General features: G+C 38.7%; 24 protein-coding genes and 1 tRNA gene. 11 read left to right on the top strand and 14 right to left on the bottom strand.

The annotated features are described in order from the left end of the window. Positions 1–53: 53 nt before the first annotated feature. The 4 genes from O5640_RS06100 to O5640_RS06085 form a co-directional block, all read right to left on the bottom strand. Positions 54–1127, bottom strand: a complete 1074-nt coding sequence (locus O5640_RS06100) for a WD40 repeat domain-containing protein (protein ID WP_269611471.1) — start codon at positions 1125–1127, stop codon at positions 54–56. Further along, positions 1115–2497, bottom strand: a complete 1383-nt coding sequence (locus O5640_RS06095) for a CobW family GTP-binding protein (protein WP_269611470.1) — start codon at positions 2495–2497, stop codon at positions 1115–1117. The genes O5640_RS06100 and O5640_RS06095 overlap by 13 nt, the downstream gene beginning before the upstream one ends. A gap of 5 nt (positions 2498–2502) precedes the next feature. Further along, positions 2503–2763 carry a hypothetical protein gene (locus O5640_RS06090; RefSeq protein ID WP_269611469.1) on the bottom strand — a complete coding sequence of 87 codons (261 nt, stop codon included), beginning with the start codon at positions 2761–2763 and terminating at the stop codon, positions 2503–2505. 116 nt (positions 2764–2879) lie between these two features. Then, the gene (locus tag O5640_RS06085) at positions 2880–4406 is read right to left on the bottom strand and encodes a metal ABC transporter solute-binding protein, Zn/Mn family (protein WP_269611468.1); all 1527 of its coding nucleotides are present in this window, start codon (positions 4404–4406) and stop codon (positions 2880–2882) included. A gap of 89 nt (positions 4407–4495) precedes the next feature. On the opposite strand from O5640_RS06085, the gene O5640_RS06080 reads away from it, so the two are divergent. Further along, positions 4496–5191: an ABC transporter ATP-binding protein gene (locus tag O5640_RS06080; RefSeq protein WP_269611467.1), complete on the top strand. Its 696-nt coding sequence runs from the start codon at positions 4496–4498 to the stop codon at positions 5189–5191. 23 nt (positions 5192–5214) lie between these two features. Here the strand turns inward: O5640_RS06080 and O5640_RS06075 are convergent, their stop codons facing one another. Further along, entirely contained in the window at positions 5215–5655 is a 441-nt protein-coding gene (locus O5640_RS06075; RefSeq protein WP_269611466.1) for a Fur family transcriptional regulator, read from the bottom strand. Between the two features lie 17 nt (positions 5656–5672). On the opposite strand from O5640_RS06075, the gene O5640_RS06070 reads away from it, so the two are divergent. Further along, positions 5673–6458 carry a metal ABC transporter permease gene (locus O5640_RS06070; protein WP_269611465.1) on the top strand — a complete coding sequence of 262 codons (786 nt, stop codon included), beginning with the start codon at positions 5673–5675 and terminating at the stop codon, positions 6456–6458. A 158-nt stretch (positions 6459–6616) separates the two neighbouring features. Then, positions 6617–7234 (top strand): hypothetical protein, encoded by a 618-nt coding sequence (locus tag O5640_RS06065; protein WP_269611463.1) that lies wholly within the window; start codon positions 6617–6619, stop codon positions 7232–7234. Between the two features lie 131 nt (positions 7235–7365). Here the strand turns inward: O5640_RS06065 and O5640_RS06060 are convergent, their stop codons facing one another. Together O5640_RS06060 and O5640_RS06055 are read right to left on the bottom strand one after the other, a co-directional pair. Beyond that, entirely contained in the window at positions 7366–7794 is a 429-nt protein-coding gene (locus O5640_RS06060; RefSeq protein WP_269611461.1) for a hypothetical protein, read from the bottom strand. Positions 7795–7806: 12 nt separating this feature from the next. Further along, entirely contained in the window at positions 7807–8046 is a 240-nt protein-coding gene (locus O5640_RS06055; protein WP_269611460.1) for a DUF3721 domain-containing protein, read from the bottom strand. A gap of 199 nt (positions 8047–8245) precedes the next feature. Between O5640_RS06055 and O5640_RS06050 the strand changes: the two genes are divergently transcribed. Then, positions 8246–9436 (top strand): hypothetical protein, encoded by a 1191-nt coding sequence (locus O5640_RS06050; protein WP_269611459.1) that lies wholly within the window; start codon positions 8246–8248, stop codon positions 9434–9436. A gap of 151 nt (positions 9437–9587) precedes the next feature. Then, complete coding sequence (locus O5640_RS06045) at positions 9588–10073, top strand: hypothetical protein (RefSeq protein ID WP_269611458.1); 486 nt, start codon at positions 9588–9590, stop codon at positions 10071–10073. Positions 10074–10123: 50 nt separating this feature from the next. On the opposite strand, the gene folE is transcribed toward O5640_RS06045, so the two are convergent. Both folE and O5640_RS06035 read right to left on the bottom strand, forming a co-directional pair. Beyond that, positions 10124–10870: a GTP cyclohydrolase I gene (gene folE / locus O5640_RS06040; RefSeq protein ID WP_269611457.1), complete on the bottom strand. Its 747-nt coding sequence runs from the start codon at positions 10868–10870 to the stop codon at positions 10124–10126. A gap of 260 nt (positions 10871–11130) precedes the next feature. Beyond that, positions 11131–11202 (bottom strand) — tRNA-Thr (locus O5640_RS06035). A 34-nt stretch (positions 11203–11236) separates the two neighbouring features. Here O5640_RS06035 and O5640_RS06030 point away from each other — a divergent pair. Next, positions 11237–11503, top strand: coding sequence for a DUF3493 domain-containing protein (locus O5640_RS06030; RefSeq protein ID WP_269611456.1), 267 nt, complete (start codon positions 11237–11239; stop codon positions 11501–11503). Between the two features lie 59 nt (positions 11504–11562). Here the strand turns inward: O5640_RS06030 and infB are convergent, their stop codons facing one another. The 4 genes from infB to O5640_RS06010 are packed head-to-tail and all read right to left on the bottom strand — an operon-like array spanning position 11563 to position 17521. Next, on the bottom strand, positions 11563–15111 hold the full coding sequence (gene infB, locus O5640_RS06025) for a translation initiation factor IF-2 (RefSeq protein WP_269611455.1): 3549 nt from the start codon (positions 15109–15111) through the stop codon (positions 11563–11565). A 60-nt stretch (positions 15112–15171) separates the two neighbouring features. Further along, positions 15172–15447, bottom strand: coding sequence for a YlxR family protein (locus O5640_RS06020; RefSeq protein ID WP_269611454.1), 276 nt, complete (start codon positions 15445–15447; stop codon positions 15172–15174). Continuing rightward, positions 15444–16913: a transcription termination factor NusA gene (nusA, locus tag O5640_RS06015; protein ID WP_269611453.1), complete on the bottom strand. Its 1470-nt coding sequence runs from the start codon at positions 16911–16913 to the stop codon at positions 15444–15446. The genes O5640_RS06020 and nusA overlap by 4 nt, the downstream gene beginning before the upstream one ends. Before the next feature lie 56 nt (positions 16914–16969). After that, entirely contained in the window at positions 16970–17521 is a 552-nt protein-coding gene (locus O5640_RS06010; RefSeq protein WP_269611452.1) for a ribosome maturation factor RimP, read from the bottom strand. A 98-nt stretch (positions 17522–17619) separates the two neighbouring features. Between O5640_RS06010 and O5640_RS06005 the strand changes: the two genes are divergently transcribed. Next, positions 17620–18765, top strand: a complete 1146-nt coding sequence (locus tag O5640_RS06005; protein ID WP_269611451.1) for a trypsin-like peptidase domain-containing protein — start codon at positions 17620–17622, stop codon at positions 18763–18765. A 36-nt stretch (positions 18766–18801) separates the two neighbouring features. Beyond that, entirely contained in the window at positions 18802–19512 is a 711-nt protein-coding gene (rpiA, locus tag O5640_RS06000; RefSeq protein WP_269611450.1) for a ribose-5-phosphate isomerase RpiA, read from the top strand. Here rpiA and hisD read toward each other — a convergent pair. Beyond that, entirely contained in the window at positions 19499–20848 is a 1350-nt protein-coding gene (hisD, locus tag O5640_RS05995; RefSeq protein WP_269611448.1) for a histidinol dehydrogenase, read from the bottom strand. The two genes, rpiA and hisD, sit on opposite strands and share 14 nt — an antisense overlap. A gap of 117 nt (positions 20849–20965) precedes the next feature. Between hisD and rpsT the strand changes: the two genes are divergently transcribed. The 3 genes from rpsT (at position 20966) to rpoB (ending at position 25644) form a co-directional block, all read left to right on the top strand. Continuing rightward, positions 20966–21262 (top strand): 30S ribosomal protein S20, encoded by a 297-nt coding sequence (gene rpsT, locus O5640_RS05990; protein WP_269611446.1) that lies wholly within the window; start codon positions 20966–20968, stop codon positions 21260–21262. 49 nt (positions 21263–21311) lie between these two features. Further along, complete coding sequence (locus O5640_RS05985; RefSeq protein ID WP_269611445.1) at positions 21312–22103, top strand: TatD family hydrolase; 792 nt, start codon at positions 21312–21314, stop codon at positions 22101–22103. A gap of 253 nt (positions 22104–22356) precedes the next feature. Next, entirely contained in the window at positions 22357–25644 is a 3288-nt protein-coding gene (rpoB, locus tag O5640_RS05980; protein ID WP_269611443.1) for a DNA-directed RNA polymerase subunit beta, read from the top strand. Positions 25645–25662: the final 18 nt, after the last annotated feature.

The raw sequence follows: 25662 nt of genomic DNA, 5'->3' as shown, positions 1-25662 counted from the left end.
CAATAGCAATCGAGCAGCTCTTCAGAATCTATTGGAAATAAGAAATTTTGACCCTATTCGAATCCTTTGGGTGACGTTATCGTCCGAACCTTAAACTCCCAAACCGTAATTCCTCCGTTTGCATTTATTGCAGCCAAGGCAGTGTCATCAGGATGCCAAGCGATTTGGCTTACAAGGTCACCTGCAAATGCACCACCAACTGGATCACCCTGACCATCTGTTTGGAGAAACCAAGAAAAAACCGAACCATCTCTTGCTCCTGAAGCTAGAAGCATCCCGCTATGTGAGAAAGCAAGGCAAGAAATGGGTTCAGTATGAAGCATTAACTCTCCTGGCACAGTGCCCTCAGGACCATTGCCTTGAAAACTCCAAACTGTCACTCGATCGCTACCCCCGGTAGCAAGTACTGTGCCAGTTTGATCAAAAGCTAGGTGGCTTGGTTTTCCTGGATATCCTGTCATCTCTGAATCTTCATCTGTTGAACGACGCCAGAAATGAACAGAATTATCCTGACTGCCGCATGCCACTATGTCTCCATCTGGACTAAGCACCATAGATACCAGTGAACCTCGCCATTCCAGTCTTTGATTGACCTTGTCGTTAACTACATCAAAAAAAGTGACCTGGCCATAGCATGCTGTTGCTAATTCATTTGAATTAGACCAAGCAATCGCGCTAACAGTACTGGGATGTTCTTCTGATCTCCAGTGCTCTTGACCTTTTTTATCAAAAATATAGACGTATTTAGTAAAAACTACTGCTAAAAATTTTCCATCTTGGGACCACTTGATGTGCTCAACCCATCCTTTCCCAAGTTCCAAGTTTTTAGTTGATTTACCCTTTTGACTTTCCCATATGCACACATGTCCATCCTGGCCAGCAGTCGCAAAAGTATTTCCATCTGGATGAATAGACATTGCTAGTAAGCCACCTTTATGAATGTCTTTTACTTGCCAAATGAGCTTTCCAGATTGCCCCTCAAATGCGTAAAGCCCACCAGCGACATCACCTACTAAAAAAGTTTTACCTTCTAGTGCCCAGCCGCAGACAATCGCATAGTCGTCAACTTGAGTAGACCAACCTTCATGAAGCATTCCCTTGGGACTGAATGCTTCTATACCAGACATTTGTCAAACTCCCTACTCATTTCTGCTTCATCAAGATTTCGACCGATAAAGACGAGTTGGTTACGGCGAGGTTCATTGCCCCACTCTTTATCCGGTTGAGCTGTGAAGAGCATGTGTACTCCTTGAAAAACTATTCGCCGTGACTCTCCCTCATAGCTAATGAATCCTTTCGTGCGGAATATATCCACCCCTTTTTCTGATAGGAGCCTGCTTAACCACCTATTTAGTTTCTCTGGATCTACATCCCCTACTCGTTCGATAGCAATGGAACCTACTTCGTCATCATGTTCATGTTCTGCTACCCAAACTCGTTCAGCTGTTGGGGATATCGCAGAAATGTTCTGATCATTATCTATCTCGTCTGTAGAAGGAGTATTTACTTTCGTTAATTTCATATTAAATTCTTCGGCTGTATGTTGAGTGAATAGACCTATATCCCTTGCCTTATCAACATCTATGAAGAAGGACTTAGTCCCTTCGGATTGAAGTTGAAGGCTCACATGCTTGTCGACTGGAACTATATCCCCTGGATTCATAAGTTGTTCTTGTTCTGCGTAGAGTCTCACGCATGATTCAGCACCTGTGTTAAGAGCTGTCTCGTCTTTACCTTGGTCTAATAACAGGACGAGAGACATTGTGGGGTCTGGACCTTCTTCGAGCGTAAGTTCATAGCGACCTTTTTCAAGTGAAAAAACACCTGTCCACTCAAATGGGTATTCTGGTTCAAGAAAAGTTGGACGACGCTGAAGTACTTGATCTAGATCAAAAGCACTTAGATTTAGCACAGTATCAATTGAGACGTCTGCTTGTTTACTGCGTATGACACGAGCCATACGATTCATATCACGTAGCCGTGATTCTAAGTTGTCGAGTGATTCATCTGAAACTAGATCGGTTTTGTTTAGCACAAGGACGTCAGCAAAGGCAACTTGCTCCGAACTCTCATCACTTCGACCAAGTTGTTGATCTATGTGGGCCGCATCAACAAGTGTGACTATGCCATCAAGTGAAAACTCTTCACGGATTTCATCGTCCATAAAGAATGTCTGAGCGACAGGACCAGGATCAGCAAGGCCAGTAGTTTCAACTAAAACATAGTCAAATTTGTCTCGCCTCTTCATGAGGTTTCCAAGTACACGAATAAGATCACCACGAACGGTGCAGCAGATGCAACCATTCGACATCTCGAAGACCTCTTCATCAGCATTGATTACTAATCCTTGATCAATACCAACTTCACCATATTCATTTTCAATAACAGCTATTTTTTTACCGTGTTCTTCGCTTAGAATTCGATTAAGTAGAGTCGTTTTTCCAGACCCTAGGAAACCAGTCAGTATTGTCACTGGTACTTTTTGCTTGGTGCCCATTTTCTTTAATTACGATTTGAACAATGTGAGTTATCAAGAGAAATATCAGTTAGCCAAGTCTCTTTGATACCCAATAATTCAAGTGATTTTGATTCAAAGTCATCCAGTTCGAAATAATTGTAAGGAACTTTTACTCTTAATATATTTGTTGCATTCTCTTTTTTAAGCGAATGATTTGAAAATTGAAGTTCTTTTAGATTGGAATCGAAATCTGTTGATATAGTAAGTTTTAGGATCTTATTTTGGTCCCATGGTGGTTTATCCATGAAACCCGCCTGGTCTTCCCAATGTTGTTTGTAAGCTTTATATCCTTTGGTTGGAAACATTTGGCTTTAATAATGTCTACCTTGTATTAAGGTAGACATTATTAAAGCTTTAAATATTAAGGGTTGGTTAAAGAATTCCATTCATTCTCGAGTTTCTCACCCTCTTTTTCATCACATTCTCCACCAAGCGAATCAACAATTGTACATGTATTGTGTACTGCTACTGAAACAGTATTCCCTTCTAGCATTAGACCATCAACAAAGATTTGATTTCTTGCGATAGGGGTGGAAGTTTGTCTGCTCAAGTTTTTCAATAGCTTGGAAGGAGGCTTTTGCTCAGCGAATAATACGTTCACATTTTCTTCTTTGAGCTCAGCTATTACCGTTGAAATAGTCTCTGGTCTAAGGCTGGAAGAATCACCAAGGAAATCTAATAGACTCAAAGTTTTCAAGCCAAATGCATCTCCGTAATATTCCATCGCTTTGTGCTTAGAAACGATTGTCCTTTGATCAGTAGGAATTGTGGCAACTTGTTTTTGAGTCCATAAGTCGAGATCTTCCAAAATAGAATTAACGGCTTTAGTTCTTTCTTTTAAAACTTTTTTTGTTTCTCTGTCAAAAAAGGAAATTTTCTTATTGATATTTTTAGAAATGACATTTCCCATCTTGATGATGTTATGAGGGTCATGCCAGATATGAGGATCTAGCCCACCATGGTCATGGTGATGATGATGATCGCCTTCATCTGGGACTTGAGCAATTGGTTCAACATCGTCGCCTGAAACATCCTTAAAGAAATGTTCGTCGGCTTCAAATTCAAAAGGCATATGCTCAGTAAAGAATGCATATTTGCCAGATTTTTTGATTTCTACAGTAAATGTTGTGGTGTCTTTCTTCTCATTAAATGAAAGAAAATATGCTTTTTTCTGCGCAATAAGTTTGTCATTATTGCGTTTGGTTTCTGAATTCTTAGATCCTAATAATTCTTTAGCAAGCTCTTCTGATGCTTCAATATCACCAGAGTTGAGAATAACCATTTTCATTGCAGGATCAGCATAGTCTCCATCGACTTTGGCAAAAGACCATTTGTATGTTCCTGCTGAAAGATCAAAAACACCAGCCCATTCAAAAGCTCCTTCTCCATGGCTATCGCCATGATCATCGTGGTCATCATGATCGTCATGTTTAGCAGTTGAATGATCATCGTGGTCATCATCCTTAGCAGCTGAATGATCATCATGATCATCATGATCGTCATGATGATCGTCTATTTCTATTGCACTTACGCCGACAACAACAGTTAAAGGATTATCTAACCATTTCTTGATTGCAGGGGTCATCTCTGAACCAAGAGTAAATACTTGGTTTGCACTTTTCAGTGTTTGGGCCTGTCTTGGAGTGATTTTGACATCATGAACATCTTGTTTTCTGTCAATTAAGCAGGTTACAGGCCTTGAAGGTGGTGCAATAGCAGAAACGACATCGCAGACCAATGGCTCTACGGCAACAATTGGTTTTGAATCTGCCTGTGCACTCTGATTAATTCCCGAGAATAAAAATGCTCCAGCAAGAAAAGAGCTCTTAAGGACTGTTTGATTTATTATGGATTTAGCCTTTTTTGACTGATTTGAAAAATTCGACATTAAAAATATAAAGCGTATCTAAAACGATAATCATTTTCATTTAGTATTGGCAAGTATATTATGTTTCTTGTCAGCAAATCCTCTAATTGATGTCTAGTTTGATTGCTGAAAATGTGACATATTCCTATTCCAGTAATATCAAACCTGTTTTAAGTAAGGTTTCTCTTAAGCTTGAACCAGGTACTTTGACTGCTCTTGTTGGTCCAAATGGCGCTGGTAAGTCAACATTATTAAGCTTGCTGCAAGGGAGTAGCACTCCGGATCAAGGAGAAATTACTGTTGACGGAAAACCATTGAGTCATCATCGATCTCAAGTTGCTTTAATGCCTCAGAGGGGAAAGCTGAATTGGAATTTCCCAATTACTGTTGAAGGATTAGTCTCTTTAGGTCGAGTAAATCATTCCAAATCTACTTGTTGTGAATTAGAAGCTGCCCTTCAACGTGTTGGAATATCTCATTTAGCAAAAAGAAGACTTGATGCTTTGTCTGGTGGACAGCAACAAAGAGCATTACTTGCAAAAACATTAATGAATCCAGCCAAAATATTTCTACTTGATGAACCGTGTTCCGCCTTTGACCCCCCTGCAAAAGAAGATTTTCTATTAATCATCCGTCAGTTAGCTGATTCGGGGCTAACGGTGTTCGTTAGTAGTCACGATTGGGGGACGTCCTTAAATGCTTATGACAAGGTTGTTGTTCTAGATAAGATTATTTTGGCTTCTGGCAACCCTGAGGAGGTTCAGGAAAAACTTAGTTCAATTAATTATTTGAGGTGGAAGTTATAGGTTTGATTCATATTCAAAAAATCTTATCCAGCATTCAATTGCCTAGAACAAGTTTGGCAGAGACCAAAGTACTCAAGAGTATGAAACAACAGCTCAAAGTTTTTCGAATTGTTTTGAGACAGATCCATCATTTTGATCGGACATCCCTTCAATCGTTTTGTTTCTCCACAGCTGACGCAAGTTAAATGATGAATATCTCTTTCAACTGGTGCATAAAGAACCTCACCGTTGGGAAGATGTCTGGAACGAATCAAACCTTGCTTTACTAGTGCTTGCAGGTTTCGATAGACCGTCGTCAGTCCCATTGTGTTTTCACCATTATGAAGTTGTCTATGCAGTTCTTGCCCACTCAATTCATCATTACATTTCTTGAGTTCATTGAGCAATTGCTGTTGTCGTTTAGTGATTTCAGGCTTGCTTGTAATCATAAGCAAGATCTTACCTTGATGTCTCTTACTGACCATACTGAATCATTGGCTTAATGTCTTTTTTCAATACAAATTGGTGGATAATCCCTCTTTTGATAACGTCCTTTTCAGGAATACTTTGCCCTGCGATGGGAACTGTTTTGATCACTCATAAAAGGCTTCTTCAAGTTAATTTAATTTCGCATTGTGTGCTGCCAGGTCTTGCTTTGGCTATGGCGCTTGGTTTGGATCCTTCTATTGGTGGAGTCATCAGCGGCTTGGTAGGAGCTATTGCAGCAGAAAGCTTGACAAATAAAAAAAATCAAAATTATGAAGCGGTTATGAATACAATTCTTGCTGGCTCGATGGGATTCGGTGTTTTGCTTATACCTCTACTGGGAATCAGGATTGATTTGGAGGCTGTTTTATTTGGAGATTTATTAACTGCAAATATGAGTGATCTTCTAAGAACTTTGATTGCTTTCTCGGTATTTATTTGCTTGATGCTTTTTGGTTACGACAAGCTTGTTCATATTGGTCTTGATCCAGAAGGAGCTGCTTCAAGTGGAGTTAATGTATCTTTTTTTAATTTGTCTCTTGGTTTTACTACGGCACTTGTCATTGTGAGTTCCATGTCTGCAGTGGGAGTCATTCTTGTGATTGCGTTACTTTCAACCCCAACTTTGTTGGGATTACAGAAAGCAAAATCTTTATGGATTGCGATGGTTAGATCCTCCATATTTGGATTAATTTTATCGCTTATAGGTTTTTCGCTGGCTATGATTTTGAATTTGCCTCCTGGACCTTTCATAAGTGTTCTTTGTGTGATTTCATTGATTTTGCTACCAAAGAATAGATAGATTTATTTTTACTCTTATTGCTAATAGATGCACTTTTTGGATGGATGAAAAGAGATAGCTTCTTAAAGATCAAGAAATCTGAAAATGGTAACGAAATGGTTTTGAATTCAATAAAATATTAATTAATTGGATATTTTCCTTCTTTCATTGATTAACTCATGAAGAGAACGCAACTCAATGTAAGTATTGACCCAAAACTTTTAGAAAAGATTAAAGAGAGTGCGAGGATTTCAGGAAAATCATTGGTTAGTTATGTCTCTGATTGTTTTGTTAATCAAATAGAGAGCCTGCCTGTTGAATCGATAGATTCTCGATTCAACAGGATTGAACAAAGACTGCAATCAATAGAGAAGAAACTTGACTTTCCTAATTATGAAAGCCATGTAAAACCATCTTTTACACCTCATGAATTGCAGAATTTTAATGAATTCATTAAAGCTGTTTTCAGCAAAGAGTTAAAAAGGAAGGGATATAGATCAATGAAAGAAGCATGGAATGATTTTATAAATCATATAAATTGTTTTGAGCAATGGAATGAGACATGTTCTTTTAGGCTTAAAGAGTCCCTTTTTATTGAACATGCTGATCCTTTAACAAGCGAAGAAATCAATCACCTTAAAGAAGGACAAGTATGTCCTCAACCAATCCGCACAGGGATCATTAATTGGATCAACAATTCAGATAGAGGAGAATGTTGTTGCTCCAATAAAAAATTCCCTTCACAGCAGCAAATTTGCGAAAAGGGTTCAATGTTAGTTGAAGATATATATTCTTAGACCAATTAAAATCACTTTTCGAAAGTTAATTAAATCCTAATTTGTTACAAAACAGATGGCTGATTGAGTCGATCGTAGATACATTGCCAAGAATTTTATAACACAACTTTAAATTCTTAATTAATTCAAGATTAGTTAGGATTGATATGGATTGCACAAGGCATCCATAATTTACCCATCTTATGGACACCATTGCATCCGATCTTTTTGGCTTCGATCTCTGCCTGAGCTTTAGTTGGATATGCATATATATTTTTTGAAGAAGGAGAATGTGAACGATTGATTGACTCGTGAATAGCATTATTTTCCGGACTCCACACCTTTAGGCCCATAGTTGTTATTCCTGCAGAAAATATACCCATTCCTACTATTGAGGCATTAACGACTCCCATAGCTACTACGCCTATAGAAACGACACCCATGGGAACAATCCCAATGGTAACAATTCCCATGGATATAAATCCGAGTGGTGCTATCCCAAATGCAATTTTTTTTGGTTTACTTCCGCAATGAGAAGGACTTTCGGAATTGTTCTGATCGGTACTAGTGGAATTTGTCATTATCTAACAATATTAGTGATGATGGTGATGCCCATCATGAGATTCATGATCTGTATGACTTTTGCAAGGCATCCATTTATCTCCCATCTTATGAGCTCCAGTGCAATTGAAATTTTTGGCTGCTTTTTCAGCTTCTACTTTCGTTTCAAAAAGTGCAGGAGTTCCATTTGTTTGGGAATTACCTGAGCATCCCATCAGTGAAAACGACATAGAAATAATGATGGCGGTGAAAATAGGCTTGAGATTGTTCATCTTTCTAGGTTTATCTAGCTCGTCTAGTTTTAGGTTAATTAAATAATGAACGCTGTCAGCAAAAGACCTTGAATATTTGTAGCAAAACACACAAATTCTTTGTAGCGAAAAGCACATTTATTATCGCTATCGCAAGTTAATCAGATTAAATTCGGGCCTATATATAGTTTTACTAGTATAACTAGTATTTGTGAGGTCTATGAAGCTTTTTTCACGATTACTCTTTATTCCTGCTTCGTTAGGCTTAATGGCTCCGATGGCTGTTGAAGCAGGAGGTGGCGATCATAGAGGTCATCATGATCACAATGATAGTCACATGAAGATGGGGGATTCATACCCTTCGACTATGTTTATGGGTAAAACGACTTTTGTTTTGGGTGGAGTAGATGGCGTAAGCGATTCTGGAATGGGTGGAATGGGTGGAATGGGTGGAATGTCTGCTTCTGGGGACAAGGATGGTACAGTTTTTCATTACGATACCAAGCTCATGTTTATGACCAGTTTTACTGGCCAAGACATGCTTAAGACTGCTGTTCGCATAGGTAATTTTGGGATGATGGAGCCCTTCGGGATGATGGGTGAGGCAAGATTAGATACTGCTTTCAGTAGTAGTGATTCGTTAGAACTTCACAAGGCTTATTACCAATTCCCTGTTGGAGACGATATTCAAGTAACTTTTGGCCCCAAGCTTCGTCAAGATGATTTGCTTGGTGTGTGGCCAAGTGCTTACCCAGGCGATGGAGTCTTGTTTGTACTAAACCAGGCAGGAGCCAATGATACTTATTCCAAAAAAATGGGAGCGGGTGCTGGTATTACTTGGTCCCATGACAAATTAGTTGCTTCTGCACTCTTCGTTTCAGAAGACGCATCAAACTCTTCGATTGGTTTCTTAACTGATGACGGTAAAGATCATATAACAACTCAGTTGGCATGGGTTGATGAGAAATTTACTCTTGCAGCGGCCTATACTCAAGCAGATAATGGGAATACCGATGATTCTCCTGATGTGAATGATTACTCTTCTTATGGAATTAGTGGTAGTTATCAATTCGGAAACGACTACAGCCTGAGTGCTGGTATTGGTTGGAAGAATCCTGAGAACGAGGATAATCCTGATACTGCAATGAATAAGGTGGAGGATGGCAATACATGGTCTGTTGGCTTCCTATGGCATGATGCGTTTATCGAGGGGAATAAGTTTGGGTTTGGTATTGGAACAGCCGAAACTCATAGAGATGATAGTGGCTATGATGATCCTTTGGCTTGGGAAGCTTTTTATGATTTTACGGTGAACGATAGCGTCACAGTTACTCCAGCTATTTTTGTTATTGAACAAGATGGTAAAGAGGACGTTAATGGAGCTTTAGTGAAAACTACTTTCAAGTTCTGATGTAAATGTTTTGTATTTTTAGTTAAGCTAATTGTGTAGTCGATATTAAACTCATCATCTCAATCCTAGAGATTTGATTTCTAATAAGTGGAAACAATAACTATTTTATCTAGAGATCTATTATCAAACTTAAAAAGTGTTCAATTCAGCTATGACCAAGGTTTCTAAATATATTTTCATTATGATTTTTGTTTTTCTTTTTCAAGTTTTTTCTCAACCAGTTAATGCATGTGTTGAAGGTTTGAAATGGGGAATGGATCTTTCGAACGTAGAAACTCATCTTGGTGTCTCTTTGATCCCTCTTGCTAACAAAACAAATCAGAATCTGTTCGAAGTGAAAGATATTCAAATAAGTGGTTTACCTGTAGAGGCTCTTAGAGTACGAATTGAAAAGGAGTCTGGATTAAAACAACTTGCTTATGAAATTGGCAACGAAAACATGACTGAGGTCTTAGCAGGATTACGTTACCGTTTTGGTCCTCCAGTTGGAACAAACGTTGATATTGAGAGTGGTTCATCATCTCAACAACAATGGATTTGGCACACTGGAGAAGATGTGATTGTTGCAGTTAAGAGCGACCAAAGGCCATTTTTACTTTCTTATCGACCATCACTTTTAGATCCCTCTTTTCTCTAGGAGAACTTTATTAATAGTCTTAAGTAAACTATCAAATCCTTTTAGTTGATTTAGTAATTTTTACCGAAGTTTGATTGTTGTTTAACAAGTTCGAAGAACTCCTGCTTCAAGCTTGCATCATGACGGAAATCACCTCTAACGATTGAGTTGATCATGCTGGTTTCGGGTTCTTTTACTCCTCGCCATTTCATACAATAATGTTGAGCTTTAACAAGGATTGCTAGACCTTTTGGTTCGCACAAACGTTCAATTTCATCAGCAAGAATCATTACAGCTTCTTCTTGAATATGTGGCCTAGAAAATACCCAATCAGCTACTCTTGCAAACTTCGAAATTCCAATAACTTTTTCACCAGGTTTTATTCCTATCCAGCAATCTCCAAGAATTGGAACCAAGTGATGAGAACAAGCAGATCTAACAGTTATTGGTCCTAGTGTATAGATCTCATCTAGATTCCTATCGTTGGGGAAATTAGTAACCTTAGGTTGAGGATGATATCTGCCTTTAAATACTTCATTTAAATACATTCTGGAAACGCGTTCTGCAGTTTCTTGAGTGTTGTGGTCATTATCGACATCAATCAATAAAGTTTTGAGCAAATCTCTAACTCTTGTGGCAACTTCTCTCTCAAGAGTCTCTAGTTCTCCTGGCTGAATAAAATCGGAAATATTATCATTTGCATGGAATCTTGCTCCATTTGCTTCTATACGTTCACGAATTATTTCTGAGACCAATTTGCAAGAAATTTGTTCTTTTAAATTATCCTTAACATTCTCATTAGGAGCAGTAGAAGTCATAACCTTTGTTTGTAAGGGTAAAAACCGATGACATACATTTAGAGCGCTAAGACCCTAACATATCGAGATCACTTTCGTTATGAGCAGAATACCTAGACTCTTTTCTTAGAATCATTATTCACAGTTATTTTCTAAGTTAAAGGTATTTATTTTTTGAACTGTTATCACTGTTGCCCAGCAAGAAGATATATATGAATAAGGGCTTTATACAGGTAACTTTATTTCAGGAAAATTCTGTCAAATGTCATTGGATAACTTTATGCCGATGAGTGGAATTGAACCACCGACCTACTGGTTACGAATCAGTTGCTCTACCCCTGAGCTACACCGGCATTAGAATCAAATTATCATCTTTTGATTTATTTTTTGAACAATCCAAATAAGCCCGGATCCAATTTGGATCCCAATTTAAGAGCTCGACTTTTAAAGGAGTCAAAAAATCCATATCGGGGATTAAGAAGAGCTGTTTGGATAGCGCTTTTCGGCTCAGCTGCTCTAGGGTTCTTTATTATGATTACTAATATCATCGCAGGTGATACTGTATCTTTTAATGATCTTGCAATCCAAAGCTCAGCATTATTAATTCTAAGTTTTTTATTATATAAAGATAGAAATAAACAAGTTGAAGATTAATTTTTCGACTTGAATTTATTTTTATTTATTCAGATATAAGGTTGGAATAAAAACTCAATTTAATTGGTCAATTTTCTTCTTTGGGTTACAAGCTTGAATGCTTCTATTTGATCCCCTTCTTCCCAGTTCGCAAAGCGATCACAACCTATTCCGCATTCGAAACCTGTTGATACGTCTTTGACGTCATCTTTATTTCTTTTTAGTGAATCTAGATCTCCTTCAAAAACAATTTGCTTTCCTCGTTTGACTCTGGCCCGGCAATTCCGTTGTATTTTTCCATTTGTAACATAGCAACCAGCAACTGCACTTTTGCCAATTGAGAATATTGCTCTAACCTCAGCGACCCCTAAGGCTTCTTCTATCATTTCTGGTTCTAAAAGACCTTCCATAGCTAGTTGAATATCTTCTAGAAGCTTATAAATAACCTCATATTCTCTTACATCAACTCCATTCGCATCGGCTGCGCGTTTAGCACCCGATGCCATTGAAGTATTAAATCCAACGATGACTGCACCAGATGCAGCTGCTAAATCCACATCAGTTTCAGTGACTTCACCTGGAGCTGATAGCAAAACTCTTACTTGGACTTCGTCTTTAGGAAGTTGTTCTAAAGAACCAAGTATTGCTTCTAAGCTTCCTTGCACATCAGCTTTGAGGATAATATTTAATTCTTTAAGTTCACCCTCACTTGCTTGGCCAGACATCGAAGAAAGTGATACTCGTCTGGAAGCCATTTGCTGAGCAAGTCTTGCTGCCCTGGCATCTGTGGCACGTTCTCCAACAACTGCTCTTGCAGCTTTTTCATCTGGGTAGACCTCAAACTCATCACCAGCTGTTGGCACTTCACTGAATCCAAGAGCTTCTACTGGACATGATGGACCCGCCTCTTTGATTCTGGATCCATTTTCATCTACCATCGCCCTGACTTTTCCAAGTACTGGTCCAGCTGCGACTACATCTCCCGACCTAAGGGTACCGTTTTGGACAAGTAATGTTGCGACTGGGCCTTTCGCTTTATCAAGATGTGCCTCTATAACTGTTCCTTTTGCCAATCTATCTGGGTTCGCTTGTAAATCTTCTACTTCAGTTACGAGTAAAACCATTTCTAAAAGTTTATCTATGTTTTCGCCTTTAATGGCGCTTACGGGAACCATTACTACATCTCCACCCCACTCTTCTGACAATAAATCCTGTTCTGATAATTCTTGTTTTACGCGGTCGGGAGAAGACCCTTCTTTATCTATTTTATTGATTGCTACAACAATGGGAACTTTTGCTGCTCTTGCATGGCTAATAGCTTCAAGGGTTTGAGGCCTAACTCCGTCATCTGCCGCTACAACTAAAATCGCAACATCTGTAACTCTGGTTCCTCTAGCTCTCATCGCTGTGAATGCTTCATGCCCAGGAGTGTCAAGAAAAGTTAGTTTCTTAGTTGATCCATCATGTTGAGTTTCAATTTGATAAGCACCAATGTGTTGAGTAATGCCTCCAGCTTCACCTGCTGCAACCCTTGCTTTTCTTATGGCGTCAAGTAAAGATGTTTTTCCATGGTCCACGTGCCCCATCACGGTAACTACGGGCGGTCTTCTAATTAAGTGCTTTAAATCTCCCTCCTCAATCATCTCAACTGTCTTCTTCGCAGCCTCTTCAACATCATCTTGAAGAACAGGTACACCAAATTCCTCAGCGACTGTCTCGATTGTGGCTAGATCTAGCGATTGAGTGACAGTGGCAGTAATTCCTTTGAAAAATAATGATTTAATGATTTCTGAACTTTCAACACTCAACATGTCAGCAAGCTCTTGAACTGTGAGATTGTCTTCTGGTACAACAATCATTTCAGGCCTTACAAGTTTTGCTTCTCTAGCGGCTCTTAATTCCATCGCACGTCTTCGTTGCCTTTGTCGGGTAGTTTCTTTCTTACGCTTTTTAAGGGCAGTTAAAGGCTTCCCATTGTTTCTCTTGCCAGATTTAGGCTTTGATGGTCGAGCTAAGCTGGCTGAGAGAACAACTGCTTGTTGTTCCCCAGCAAATCCACTTGTCTCTGCAGTAAGAGCATCATCATTTTCTCCAATAATGTGGACTTTTTGACGTTGTTTTTGAGGCGATTTGTTTCTTAAAGCATCAAGTTTTGCGCTGTCATCCCAATCAGGTTTTCCAGTTCTTCTTGGTGCAGTAGCGGTACCACCTGGCCTATGAGCTGGCTTTTTGGGAGCAGCTGGAGTTGGCCTGTTTACTGGAGGCTTTGCGCCTGTGGAATTTTCTCTTTTAGGTCTGGGACCAGTTTGAGAATCAGATTTCCTTTGAGGAGCACTTGGCCTAGCTTGTGGCTTTTGCAGTTGCATCAATTCACTAGGCGCAACTGGTTTCCTCATGCCAGATGGAACACCTGGACGATTATTAGAGCGGTAAGGGTTAGGTCCACCAACTCCCTTAGTAGAAACTGCGGGCCTATTTTGCATTCCTCCTCGATTAGGAGACCCAGAACGAACTGGAGCTTCAGCTCTATTATTAGCTCCTGGACGATTTTGTAGGGAGCGATTGGCTCCTCCGCCTCGGTTAGGACCTTGTCGATTTGGCGACCCAGGACGACTTGCTCCTACTAACCTGTTGTTAGAGCCAGATCGATTTGATAACCCTTGACGATTTGCAGATACTGGAGGTTTTGGTGCTCCAGGTCTCGCTGGCATCAAAGGTTTGTTTCTTGCTTCGTTGGTCTGGGGTTTACTTATAGGCTTTTCTCTACGTATGGGAGCACCGACAAGTTCAAGAGTATTTCCTTTTGTAGGGGGCTGAGGGATTCTTGAAGGCGAATTTTGTTTGTTTTGATTTTTGATTTTTTGAAAATTGCCTGGCCCTATTTTCTGAAAAGATTTGTCATCTTGCTGAATCCTTGTTTTTGGTTTTTGGTCATTGGGCTGTAATGGTTTTTTATCTTGAATATTTGTTTTTGGTCTGCTTGGCGGCGCTAATGGTCTCTTAGGTTGCTGACTATAATTTTGTTGTGGTTGAGTTAATGGCTTTTGGGCTGAATTAGAACTTTTAGGTTGATTTATTAATTTGTTATTCGTTTTTATTTCTTCAATAGGAATGTTTTTTACAGTTTGACTTATAGGTTTAGTAATAGTTTGGTTTAAGGCTTGTCTTGGCTTTGGAGGCAGTGGTTGGTTTGGCTTAGAGGGTGCGTTTATAGGTTGTTGTGTAGGGAATTTGTTTTTTAAAGTTTTTTGTTGATTTTTTTGAGATGATATTTGGGTTTTAACTAAGGTTTGCTTAGGCTGTGAAGGGACATTTAACTTTGCTTTTGAAAGCTCTTTTTGATCAGGATTATTTTGCTTCAGTTCGGGTTCCTGATCCTTTCGAGTTTTGATAGGACCTTTCTTAACGGAAAGAATTTCTTTATCTAATTTCTTAATAGGTTTCCTAGAAGTTTTTACATTACTTTTTTTTAGAAAATCTTTGATTTGATTTGCTTCAAGACTGCTTATGGAACTGCTATGACTTTTAGCTGCTATGGAAAGTTTCCGAGCTGCGTCTAGCACATCTTTATTGTCAAGACTTAAGTCCTTTGACAATTCATAAATTCTGATTTTACCGCTGCTGGTCATTAATGTTGTGCTTGAACTTTAGATTTGGTTTTTGAGTTGACTGAGTTCTCTTCATTAACATCATGCCTCACTATCTGAATCAATGCAGGTATTAAGTTGTTTTTGGAGCATATTGAAAACGCTTGAGTGAATATCACATCTCAAGGCTTTTTGTAATCGTTTACGCTTCAAAGCTTCTTCAAAACATGACTCAGTTGGACAGAGATAGGCTGATCTTCCCATCCCGCCTGAGAGAACCACTCCATTCTGAAAGTCTTTAGTAACTTTTAAAAGAAACTTGCGATCAAGAACTTTTTTGCAAGCTACACATCTACGCAGAATGGGGCTTTGACTCACCGGGTTCCTTCCTCTTTTGTAGTTACTTTATCTTCGCCCGTACCAGCCTCTTCGATTGTTTCTTCAATATCATCAGTTTCTGTGTTTTCAGCATCGATCTCTGAATCAGTCTCAGAGGATTCAGAGTCTTCAAGATTCATATCTGATAATTGCTCATCTTGGAAGTCTTCTTCGTCTTCTGGGAGGGGGTAAAGCTCTCTTAATCGTGCATCTTCTTCCGCTCTAGCTGCTTGCTCTGCCTCTAATCTCTGCTCAGCTTCTCTCTGTAAAGATTCTTCTTCTTCCCTTTGAGAAATTAATTCTGCAACCTCGGAATCTTCAGTGGCTTGATCATATTCTTGTGAATTTTTTATATCTATTTTCCATCCCGTAAGTCTTGCTGCAAGTCTTACATTTTGCCCTTCTCTACCAATGGCAAGGCTAAGTTGATCTGGAGGAACCAGGACATGCGCATGCTGACCTTCTGGATCCACAAGCCTTACTACTTCAACTCTTGCAGGACTTAGTGAGTTGCAAATGTATTGAACAGGGTCAGAAGACCAACGAATTACATCTATTTTTTCACCACGAAGTTCATTAACCACTTGTTGAATACGTGATCCTCTAGCACCAATACATGCTCCAACAGGGTCTACCTCTCTTTCAATACTGTCAACAGCTACTTTTGTTCTCGGGCCTACTGCTCTTGAGGGTGGATTTGCTTCGCGAGCAACAGCAACAATTCGAACGGAACCTTCTTGAATTTCAGGAACTTCATTTTCGAATAAATAGACAACAAGCCCAGCATTCGACCTGCTCACAAAAAGTTGAGGTCCTCTTCTAGGGATTTCACTAACTTCTTTAAGGAATACTTTAAATGTTGCATTTGCTCGATAATTATCATTAGGTAATTGATCTCGTCTTGGAAGCTCTGCTTCTACTTCTGGTCTACCTAAACCAGAACTGACTGCCATAATTACGGACTGCCTTTCAAATCTTATGACTCTGGCAGTTAGAACTGGATCTTCTAAGTCAGCAAATTCCTCTTGGATCATTCTTCTTTGCTGATCTCTCAATTTTTGGGCTAAAACTTGCTTGGTTGTAGCTGCCGCCATTCTTCCAAAATCTTCTTTCTCTGGAGTCACATCTAGGACAACGGTATCTCCAACTTGAGCATCATCAGCAACTTGCATGACCTCAGCTATTGCTATTTGATGATCGTCACTCTCAACCTCTTCAACTATTATTTTGCTGGCCAAAACTCTATACCCTTCATCTTCTAGATCTAAACCAACATCAAAGTTACTAAAATAATCCTCTTCAAATGGATCGTCGCTAATACCCAGATAAAGAGTTTTTCGATATCGCTCATAACCTTTGAGAAGTGCTTCTCTTAAAGCAGCTTCGACAACTTGTGAAGGAAGTTTTTTTTCCTCACTAATGTCTTCAATTAAGTTATTTAAGCCTGGGAGTAGAACAAGAGCCATCGATGATGGGATATAAAAGATGAGAAGGACTGGGTTAGATAATTGATATCTAGATTTTAACCAGAAGGTGTTGTGAGTCGGACTTGAATAACGTCTTCGACTGGGATTCGCTGAGTTTTACCCTTTTGATTTATTTGTAGATCATTATCAGTCCTTTTTAGAAGCAAACCATTTATTTGTTGCTCAATTTTTTTTAAATCCTGATAAGTAACTTCAATTGGAAAACCTTTGAAAATTTCAAAATCTTTTTCTTCAGTTAAGAGATCACTAACTCCCTCACTGCTTATTTCTAAAGTAAATGGCTGATCAAGAATGGAGGAACTTTGAATAGCTTTGTCAATATATTGGCTAAGAATAGAACAGTCATCAAGAGTGACTTTTTTCTCAGAATTTTTGTGTCGAATGTTTACTTGAATTGATAAGGGATTTAGATGCGTGAACATCTGAAAATCTGTTACATCAAAGCCATGATTAGTGGCTGACTTTGTTGTAAGAACTTTCAATTCTGTAACGGTTTGATTAGACAAAAGGCAGTGTCGAAGTCGGGCAGGAAGCCCGAGCGGTTTAAGTTTTGACCCGCCTCTATTTAAAGAGGTACCGTCAGGCAAATAAATATTACTAGATAGAGGTTTCGGTTACCTCTAAAATCAGGTTCTTCTTATTTTGCATTGATCTACTTTATTGTTTTTTGAAGTTTAAACTAATTATGCTGAGCCTTAAAAAGTTAGAAATCATGAGGATATATAGGCATATATTTTTCCTTTCGACAATTCTTCTTTTCTTTTTCTTAGGGCCGTCATCTTTGTTGGCTTCACAAGACTTTCTAGAAAATGAATCACATAGTTTTGTTGCTAATGTCGCAAGTAGGGTTTCACCATCGGTAGTCCGGATTGATATTGAAAGAGATCTTCAAACAGATGAATTTGAATCCGATTTATTAGATCCTTTGTTAAGAGATCTTTTAGGTGATTTAGGTACTATCCCAAAAAAAGAAAGGGGTCAGGGTTCTGGGGTGATAATTGATAGTTCAGGATTAGTTCTCACCAATGCTCATGTAGTTGAAAGAGTTGATCGTGTGATAATCACTCTTCAAAATGGAAATCAAGTTGATGGAACAGTTCTTGGAACAGATCAAGTTACTGACTTGGCTTTGGTGAAGATTAAAGAATATCCTGGTTTAGAAAGTGCAAAATTAGGTGATTCAGAAGATATCCAAGTTGGGGATTGGGCAATTGCTCTTGGAACTCCTTATGGCCTTGAAAGTACTGTCACACTTGGTATAGTCAGCAGCCTTCATAGAGATATCAATAGTCTTGGCTTTTCTGATAAAAGACTGGATTTAATACAAACTGACGCAGCAATAAATCCTGGAAATTCTGGGGGACCTTTGATCAATGCAAATGGAGAAGTTATTGGAATAAATACTTTGGTTAGATCTGGTCCTGGGGCTGGACTAGGATTTGCAATCCCAATCAATCTTGCTTCAAAAGTTACTAATCAATTGCTTGCCAATGGTGAAGTTATTCATCCTTACCTAGGAGCTCAGTTGGTTTTGTTGAATGAACGAATAGCTAAAGAGCATAATCAAGATCCAAATGCATTGATTTTTTTGCCTGAACGATCAGGAGCACTTGTTCAATCTGTTATTCCTCAAAGTCCAGCAGAAGAGGGTGGATTACGAAGGGGTGATCTTGTGATTAATGCAGGGGGGAATGTAATTAATGATCCTAGATCTTTACTGATGCAAGTTGAGAATGCTCAAATAGGAAAACCATTTGAATTAGAAGTGGTTCGAAACAATAAAGAGATTAATCTTTCTATTAAGCCCGCTGCTTTACCAGGAATTAGTTGAAAATCTTGCTACTGTCTTTCGAAAAGGTACGACTTAATGGATCTTCAAAATCAGATGAAACAAGCAGTTGCTCAAGCTGCTGTAGATCAAATTCAAAACGGGATGATTCTTGGTCTTGGCTCTGGATCTACAGCAGCTTTGATGATTGAAGCTCTTGCGGTGAAAATAAAATCAGGAGAAATTAAAGATGTTGTTGGAGTTACTACCTCTTTTCAGGGTGAAGTCCTTGCTTCTCAATTAGGAATACCATTGAAATCTCTTTCATCAGTTTCAGAAATTGATCTTGCAATTGATGGCGCAGATGAAGTTGATCCCAAATTTCAACTTATTAAAGGAGGAGGAGCTTGTCATGTACAGGAAAAACTTGTTGCCGCTTTGGCTAAAAAATTTATAGTTGTTGTTGACTCAACAAAACTTGTTGAAAAATTGAATCTTGATTTCAAATTACCGGTAGAAGTTCTTCCTTCTGCTTGGAAACAAGTACAAAAAACTTTAAAAGATCTTGAAGGAGAAGGAAATCTAAGAATGGCCCAGAAAAAGGCTGGGCCTATAGTTACTGATCAGGGAAACTTGATTCTTGATTTGACTTTTAGGAATGGTATTGACCAACCTGAACTTTTGGAGAGTCAAATCAACAACATTCCAGGCGTTCTTGAAAATGGACTTTTTGTAAACCTGACAGATGAGGTGTTAGTGGGAAAAGTAGAAAATGAAGTTGTGCATGTTGAATCTCTTAACAAGATTTAGAGTCTCTAATTCGTATTGATTCTGCGTGGCTGTGTAACCCTTCGCTATTTGCTAAATGCACGACCGCTTTTTTATTTTGATTAAAGGCTTCTTCTGAAAAATCTATAAGTGAGGTATTTTTCATAAAAGTTTCAACCCCAAGAGCGCCAGTAAATCTAGCAGTCCCTGATGTTGGAAGAGTGTGATTAGGGCCCCCAAGATAATCCCCAATAGCCTCTGGGCTCCATGGCCCCATAAATATTGCTCCAGCATTCTTGATGTTTTTCGATAATCCTTTTGGGTCCTCCACAAGTAATTCAAGATGTTCAGGGGCAAAAGTATCACTTAATTTTGCGCAAGTTTCTAAGTCATCACAAAGGACTATTAAACCCCAGTTTTTAATTGATTCTTGACATATTTCTAATCTTGGATGATTAATTAATTGACGTTCAATTTCTGCTGGTATTTTCTCAGCTAATTTTTTATTAGTAGTGATTAGTATTGCCGAAGCTAAAGGGTCATGTTCCGATTGAGCTAACATATCTGATGCAACATGTTCCAATTTTGCTGATTGATCAGCGATTATTAGGATTTCACTGGGACCAGCCAAAGAATCAATGCCTACTTTCCCATAAACTTTTTTCTTTGCCAAAGTTACATAGATGTTTCCTGGTCCAGTAATGACATCTACTTTTGGGATTGATTCAGTGCCACTAGCAAGCGCTCCGATAGCTTGCGCGCCTCCAATACGAAAAACTTTGTTGATACCTGAAATATGTGCTGCAGCTAGTACTGTTTGGTTTAATTCTCCTTTTGAGTTGGCTGGAGAAACCATTATGGTTTGATTCACTCCTGCCACATAAGCAGGAATAGCATTCATTAAAACGGTGCTCGGATAGGCTGCTCTTCCGCCAGGAACATATATTCCCGCTTTTTCAACAGGGCTCCATCTACGTCCTAGTGATTCACCATGGGGGCCAGAATAAGTGATATTTTTTGGTACCTGTAGACTATGAAATTTTTCAATTCTTGTTTTGGCTAATAAAAGTGAATCTTGTAACTCTCTAGGAGTCTCTTCCCACGCTTTCAGTATTAAATCTGATGGAACTTGAAATTGTTCTATTTGAAATCCATCAAAGCGAGAAGTGTATTCTTTAAGCGCCTCATCACCTCTTTCATCAACGTTTTTAAGAATATCGTCAACTACCTTTATGGCTTTATCTTGAGTGGCTCCAGAGGTTCTGTCGGTAATTGTCTTGAGCTCAAGCTGAGCCTGTTCAATATTATTTGCCGTTCTTATGGCTAATCTTTTTGAGGGAGTTTCCTGAACCTCATTCTTATTAATTATTTGCGTCATGAACTTTTGGCTATTGGTTCAATTTGGTTATCTTATGCCTTAATTTTGATTTATGTAGATCTTCTTCATGGTCTTGAGGTAGTGTGGATTAACATAAGACTAAAACACTAAGCCTCCGTGGCAAATACCAACTCAGCTAAAAAGCGAATTCAAATTGCGGAACGTAACCGCCTTGAAAACAAAAATTACAAATCTACTGTTCGCACTTTAATGAAGCGATGCTTTGTTGCTTGTGGAATATTTGAGAAAGAGCCTGGCGATGAATCTAAAGTAGATCTTCAAAAAACATTTAATTTAGCCTTTAGCAAAATTGATAAAGCAGTTAAAAAAGGTGTTTTGCATAAAAACACAGGAGCTAATCAGAAATCAAGACTTAGCTCTGCACTCAAGAAAGCTTTGAAAGAAGTTGTTTGAGAATAAATATTCTAGGATTTAGTATTAAAAGAACATTCTATTTTGCATCTTGAGCGATTCCAAAAGTTCAATAATTGATAGTCACTGTCATATCGTATTCTCTAACTTTAATGAAGATAGAGAAAAAGTTGCAGAAAGGTGGAGATCCCAGGGTGTTAAAGCTTTATTACATGCCTGCGTAGAACCCTCTGAAATCCCTGCTATTAAATTAATGGCTGATCAATTTCAGGAGATGAGATATTCAGTAGGGGTCCATCCATTGGATGTACATCATTGGAAACCTGAAACTATAAGTGTTTTAAAACAAGCAGCCCTTGACGACAGTCGAGTTGTCGCAATAGGAGAATTAGGACTTGATCTTTTTAAGGCAGAGAATTTGAGTGAGCAGCTTTCAATTTTAATGCCGCAATTAAACTTGGCTTCTGAATTGAATTTGCCAGTCATTGTTCATTGCAGAGATGCTGCAAAAGAAATGTTAGAAGTCTTTTCTAGGCTCTATGAAGATGGTTGCTGTCCAAAAGGTGTTATGCATTGCTGGAGCGGCAATGTCAAAGAGATGAGAGAGTTTCTTGATCTTGGGTTTTATATAAGCTTCAGTGGAAACGTAACTTTTAAAAATGCTATTGATATCCATGAATGCGCAAAAGAAGTTCCTCAAAGTAGATTTCTAGTGGAAACCGATAGTCCTTTTCTGTCACCTGTCCCTCATCGAGGGAAAAGGAATGAACCTTCCTTTGTAAAGCATGTGGTAGAGAAAATTTCTGAAATTAGAGGTGAAAGTTTTTCTAAAATTGCTCAGAAAACTACTCAAAACGCAAGGGAATTGTTTGCGTTGCCTTAAATATTATTATTTCCTCTAGTTAATTCTCTGATTTGAGTGTAGAGTTATTTATTGTCTTGCCAAGGCGTGGTATTCGCGCTTAAACCTTGAAGGTTCTACCTTTTAGTCAGTTTGTTCGTTGATTAAGTAAATTCAATTTCAAATCTCAATCTTTTAGGAGATTGTTTTTTGTTTTTTTCTTAGTAAAGTTCATTTTTTGACTTAAAGGACAAGACATTAACCCGTCCTCTACATAATAAACGCAGGTTCTCGAATGAGCAGAAGCGCGATTCAGGTAGCCAAAGCAGCTACATATCTGCCTGATCTAGTTGAGGTGCAAAGATCAAGTTTTAAATGGTTTTTGGATAAAGGCTTGATTGAAGAATTAGACAATTTTTCTCCCATTACTGATTATACCGGTAAGCTTGAATTACATTTTATTGGAGCAGGATATAAACTTAAGCGTCCAAGGCATGATGTAGAAGAAGCAAAAAGAAGAGATGCAACATTTGCTTCTCAAATGTATGTCACTTGTCGCTTAGTTAATAAAGAAACTGGAGAGATTAAAGAACAAGAGGTTTTTATAGGTGAACTACCTCTGATGACTGAGCGTGGAACTTTTATAATTAATGGTGCTGAGAGAGTAATAGTCAATCAAATAGTTCGCAGTCCAGGAGTTTATTTCAAAGATGAGCAGGATAAAAATGGTAGAAGAACTTACAATGCAAGTGTTATTCCTAACCGAGGAGCATGGTTAAAGTTTGAAACTGATAAAAATGATTTGCTTCATGTTCGTGTAGATAAAACAAGAAAAATCAATGCTCATGTCTTAATGAGAGCAATGGGTTTATCAGATAATGATGTAATTGATAAGTTACGACATCCTGAGTTTTATAAAAAGTCAATTGAAGCGGCGAATGAAGAAGGTATAAGTTCAGAGGACCAAGCTTTGTTAGAACTTTATAAGAAGCTAAGGCCAGGAGAGCCTCCCTCAGTAAGTGGCGGTCAACAGCTACTTCAAACAAGATTCTTTGATCCAAAACGATATGACTTAGGAAGAGTTGGTAGATATAAAATTAATAAGAAACTACGTCTAACTATTCCGGACAATGTAAGAACACTTACCAACGAGGATGTTCTTTCCACTTTAGATTACCTTATTAATTTGGAATTAGATGTTGGTGGGGCAACTTTAGATGATATTGATCATTTAGGTAATAGAAGAGTTAGGTCAGTTGGTGAACTTTTACAAAACCAAGTTCGAGTTGGCTTGAACAGACTTGAAAGGATAATTAAAGAGAGGATGACTGTTGGGGAAACAGATTCACTTACTCCAGCGCAATTGGTTAATCCAAAACCTTTAGTTGCAGCGATCAAAGAATTCTTTGGTTCAAGTCAATTAAGTCAATTTATGGATCAAACAAATCCATTAGCTGAATTAACTCATAAAAGACGTATCTCTGCTTTGGGACCAGGAGGCTTAACTAGGGAAAGAGCTGGTTTTGCAGTTAGAGATATTCATCCATCTCATTATGGAAGACTTTGTCCAATTGAAACCCCTGAAGGACCAAATGCTGGTTTGATTAACTCTTTAGCGACTCACGCACGAGTTAATGAATACGGTTTTATTGAGACACCATTTTGGAAGGTGGAAGATGGACGAATAATTAAAAAAGGCGATCCTATTTATCTTTCTGCAGATTTAGAAGATGAATGTAGGGTCGCTCCAGGTGATGTAGCTACAGATGAAGAAGGGAAAATAATGGCAGAACTTGTTCCAGTTAGGTATCGACAAGATTTTGAAACAGTTTCTCCAGAGCAAGTTGATTATGTCCAATTATCCCCTGTTCAGGTTATTTCTGTAGCAGCTTCCTTAATTCCATTTTTGGAACACGATGATGCTAATAGAGCTCTGATGGGTTCCAATATGCAAAGACAAGCAGTTCCTCTTTTGCGTCCAGAAAGACCGTTAGTTGGAACTGGCTTAGAGACTCAAGTCGCTAGAGATTCTGGAATGGTTCCAATTTCAAAAGTAAATGGAACAGTAACTTATGTTGATGCTAATGCAATTGTCGTTACTGATGAGGAAGGGAATGACCACACTCATTACTTGCAAAAATATCAGAGATCTAATCAAGATACTTGTTTAAATCATAGGCCTATTGTTTTTAATGGTGATCCTGTAATCGTGGGACAAGTATTGGCTGATGGTTCGGCCTGTGAGGGAGGTGAAATAGCTCTTGGTCAAAATGTATTAATTGCATACATGCCTTGGGAAGGTTACAACTATGAAGATGCAATTCTTGTTAGCGAAAGGTTAGTTAAAGATGATCTGTATACCTCTGTCCATATAGAAAAATATGAAATAGAAGCTCGTCAAACTAAGTTAGGTCCTGAGGAAATAACAAGAGAAATTCCAAATGTATCAGAAGAAAGTCTTGGTAATTTGGATGAAATGGGAATTATTCGAATAGGGGCTTTCGTTGAGAGTGGAGATATCCTTGTTGGCAAAGTAACCCCTAAAGGAGAATCAGACCAACCGCCTGAAGAAAAACTTTTAAGAGCAATTTTTGGAGAAAAAGCTAGAGATGTTAGAGATAATTCTCTTCGAGTTCCTTCTACTGAGAGAGGACGAGTGGTTGATGTGCGGATATATACAAGAGAGCAAGGAGATGAGCTACCACCTGGAGCAAATATGGTTGTCAGAGTTTATGTAGCGCAACGCAGGAAAATCCAAGTAGGCGATAAAATGGCTGGTAGGCACGGTAATAAAGGGATTATAAGCAGAATACTACCAAGAGAGGATATGCCTTACCTTCCTGATGGTACACCTGTAGATATATGCCTTAACCCACTTGGTGTCCCAAGTAGAATGAATGTAGGGCAAGTCTTTGAGCTTCTTATGGGTTGGGCTGCTTCAAACTTGGATTGTCGAGTTAAAGTAGTCCCATTCGATGAGATGTATGGGCCAGAAATGTCTAATCAGACAGTTCAAGCCTACTTAAAAGAGGCAGCAAGACAGCCTGGTAAATCATGGGTATATAACCCTAAGGATCCTGGGAAGTTACTCCTAAAAGATGGTCGAACCGGCGAACCTTTTGATCAACCAGTGGCTGTTGGCTATGCCCATTTCCTAAAACTTGTACATTTAGTAGACGATAAAATTCATGCTCGATCTACAGGTCCATATTCCTTGGTTACTCAACAACCTTTAGGTGGAAAGGCCCAACAAGGTGGACAGAGGCTCGGAGAGATGGAAGTATGGGCACTCGAGGCTTATGGAGCAGCATACACCTTGCAAGAATTATTAACTGTAAAGTCTGATGATATGCAAGGTCGTAATGAAGCTCTTAATTCGATTGTAAAAGGAAAACCAATTCCAAGGCCAGGGACTCCTGAATCCTTCAAAGTTTTAATGAGGGAACTTCAGTCATTGGGATTAGATATCGGAGTTTATACAGATGATGGGAAAGAAGTTGATCTGATGCAAGATGTAAATCCCCGTAGAAGCACGCCAAGTAGACCTACCTATGAATCATTAGGTAAAGAATACGAGGAGTAATCGACTCAATTAAAACAA

The sequence above is a fragment of the Prochlorococcus marinus str. MIT 0912 genome, from assembly GCF_027359595.1.
Lineage (GTDB): Bacteria > Cyanobacteriota > Cyanobacteriia > PCC-6307 > Cyanobiaceae > Prochlorococcus_B > Prochlorococcus_B marinus_C.
The sequence above is the reverse complement of the archived record's forward strand: the minus strand, read 5'-3'. Positions and strand labels throughout refer to the sequence as shown.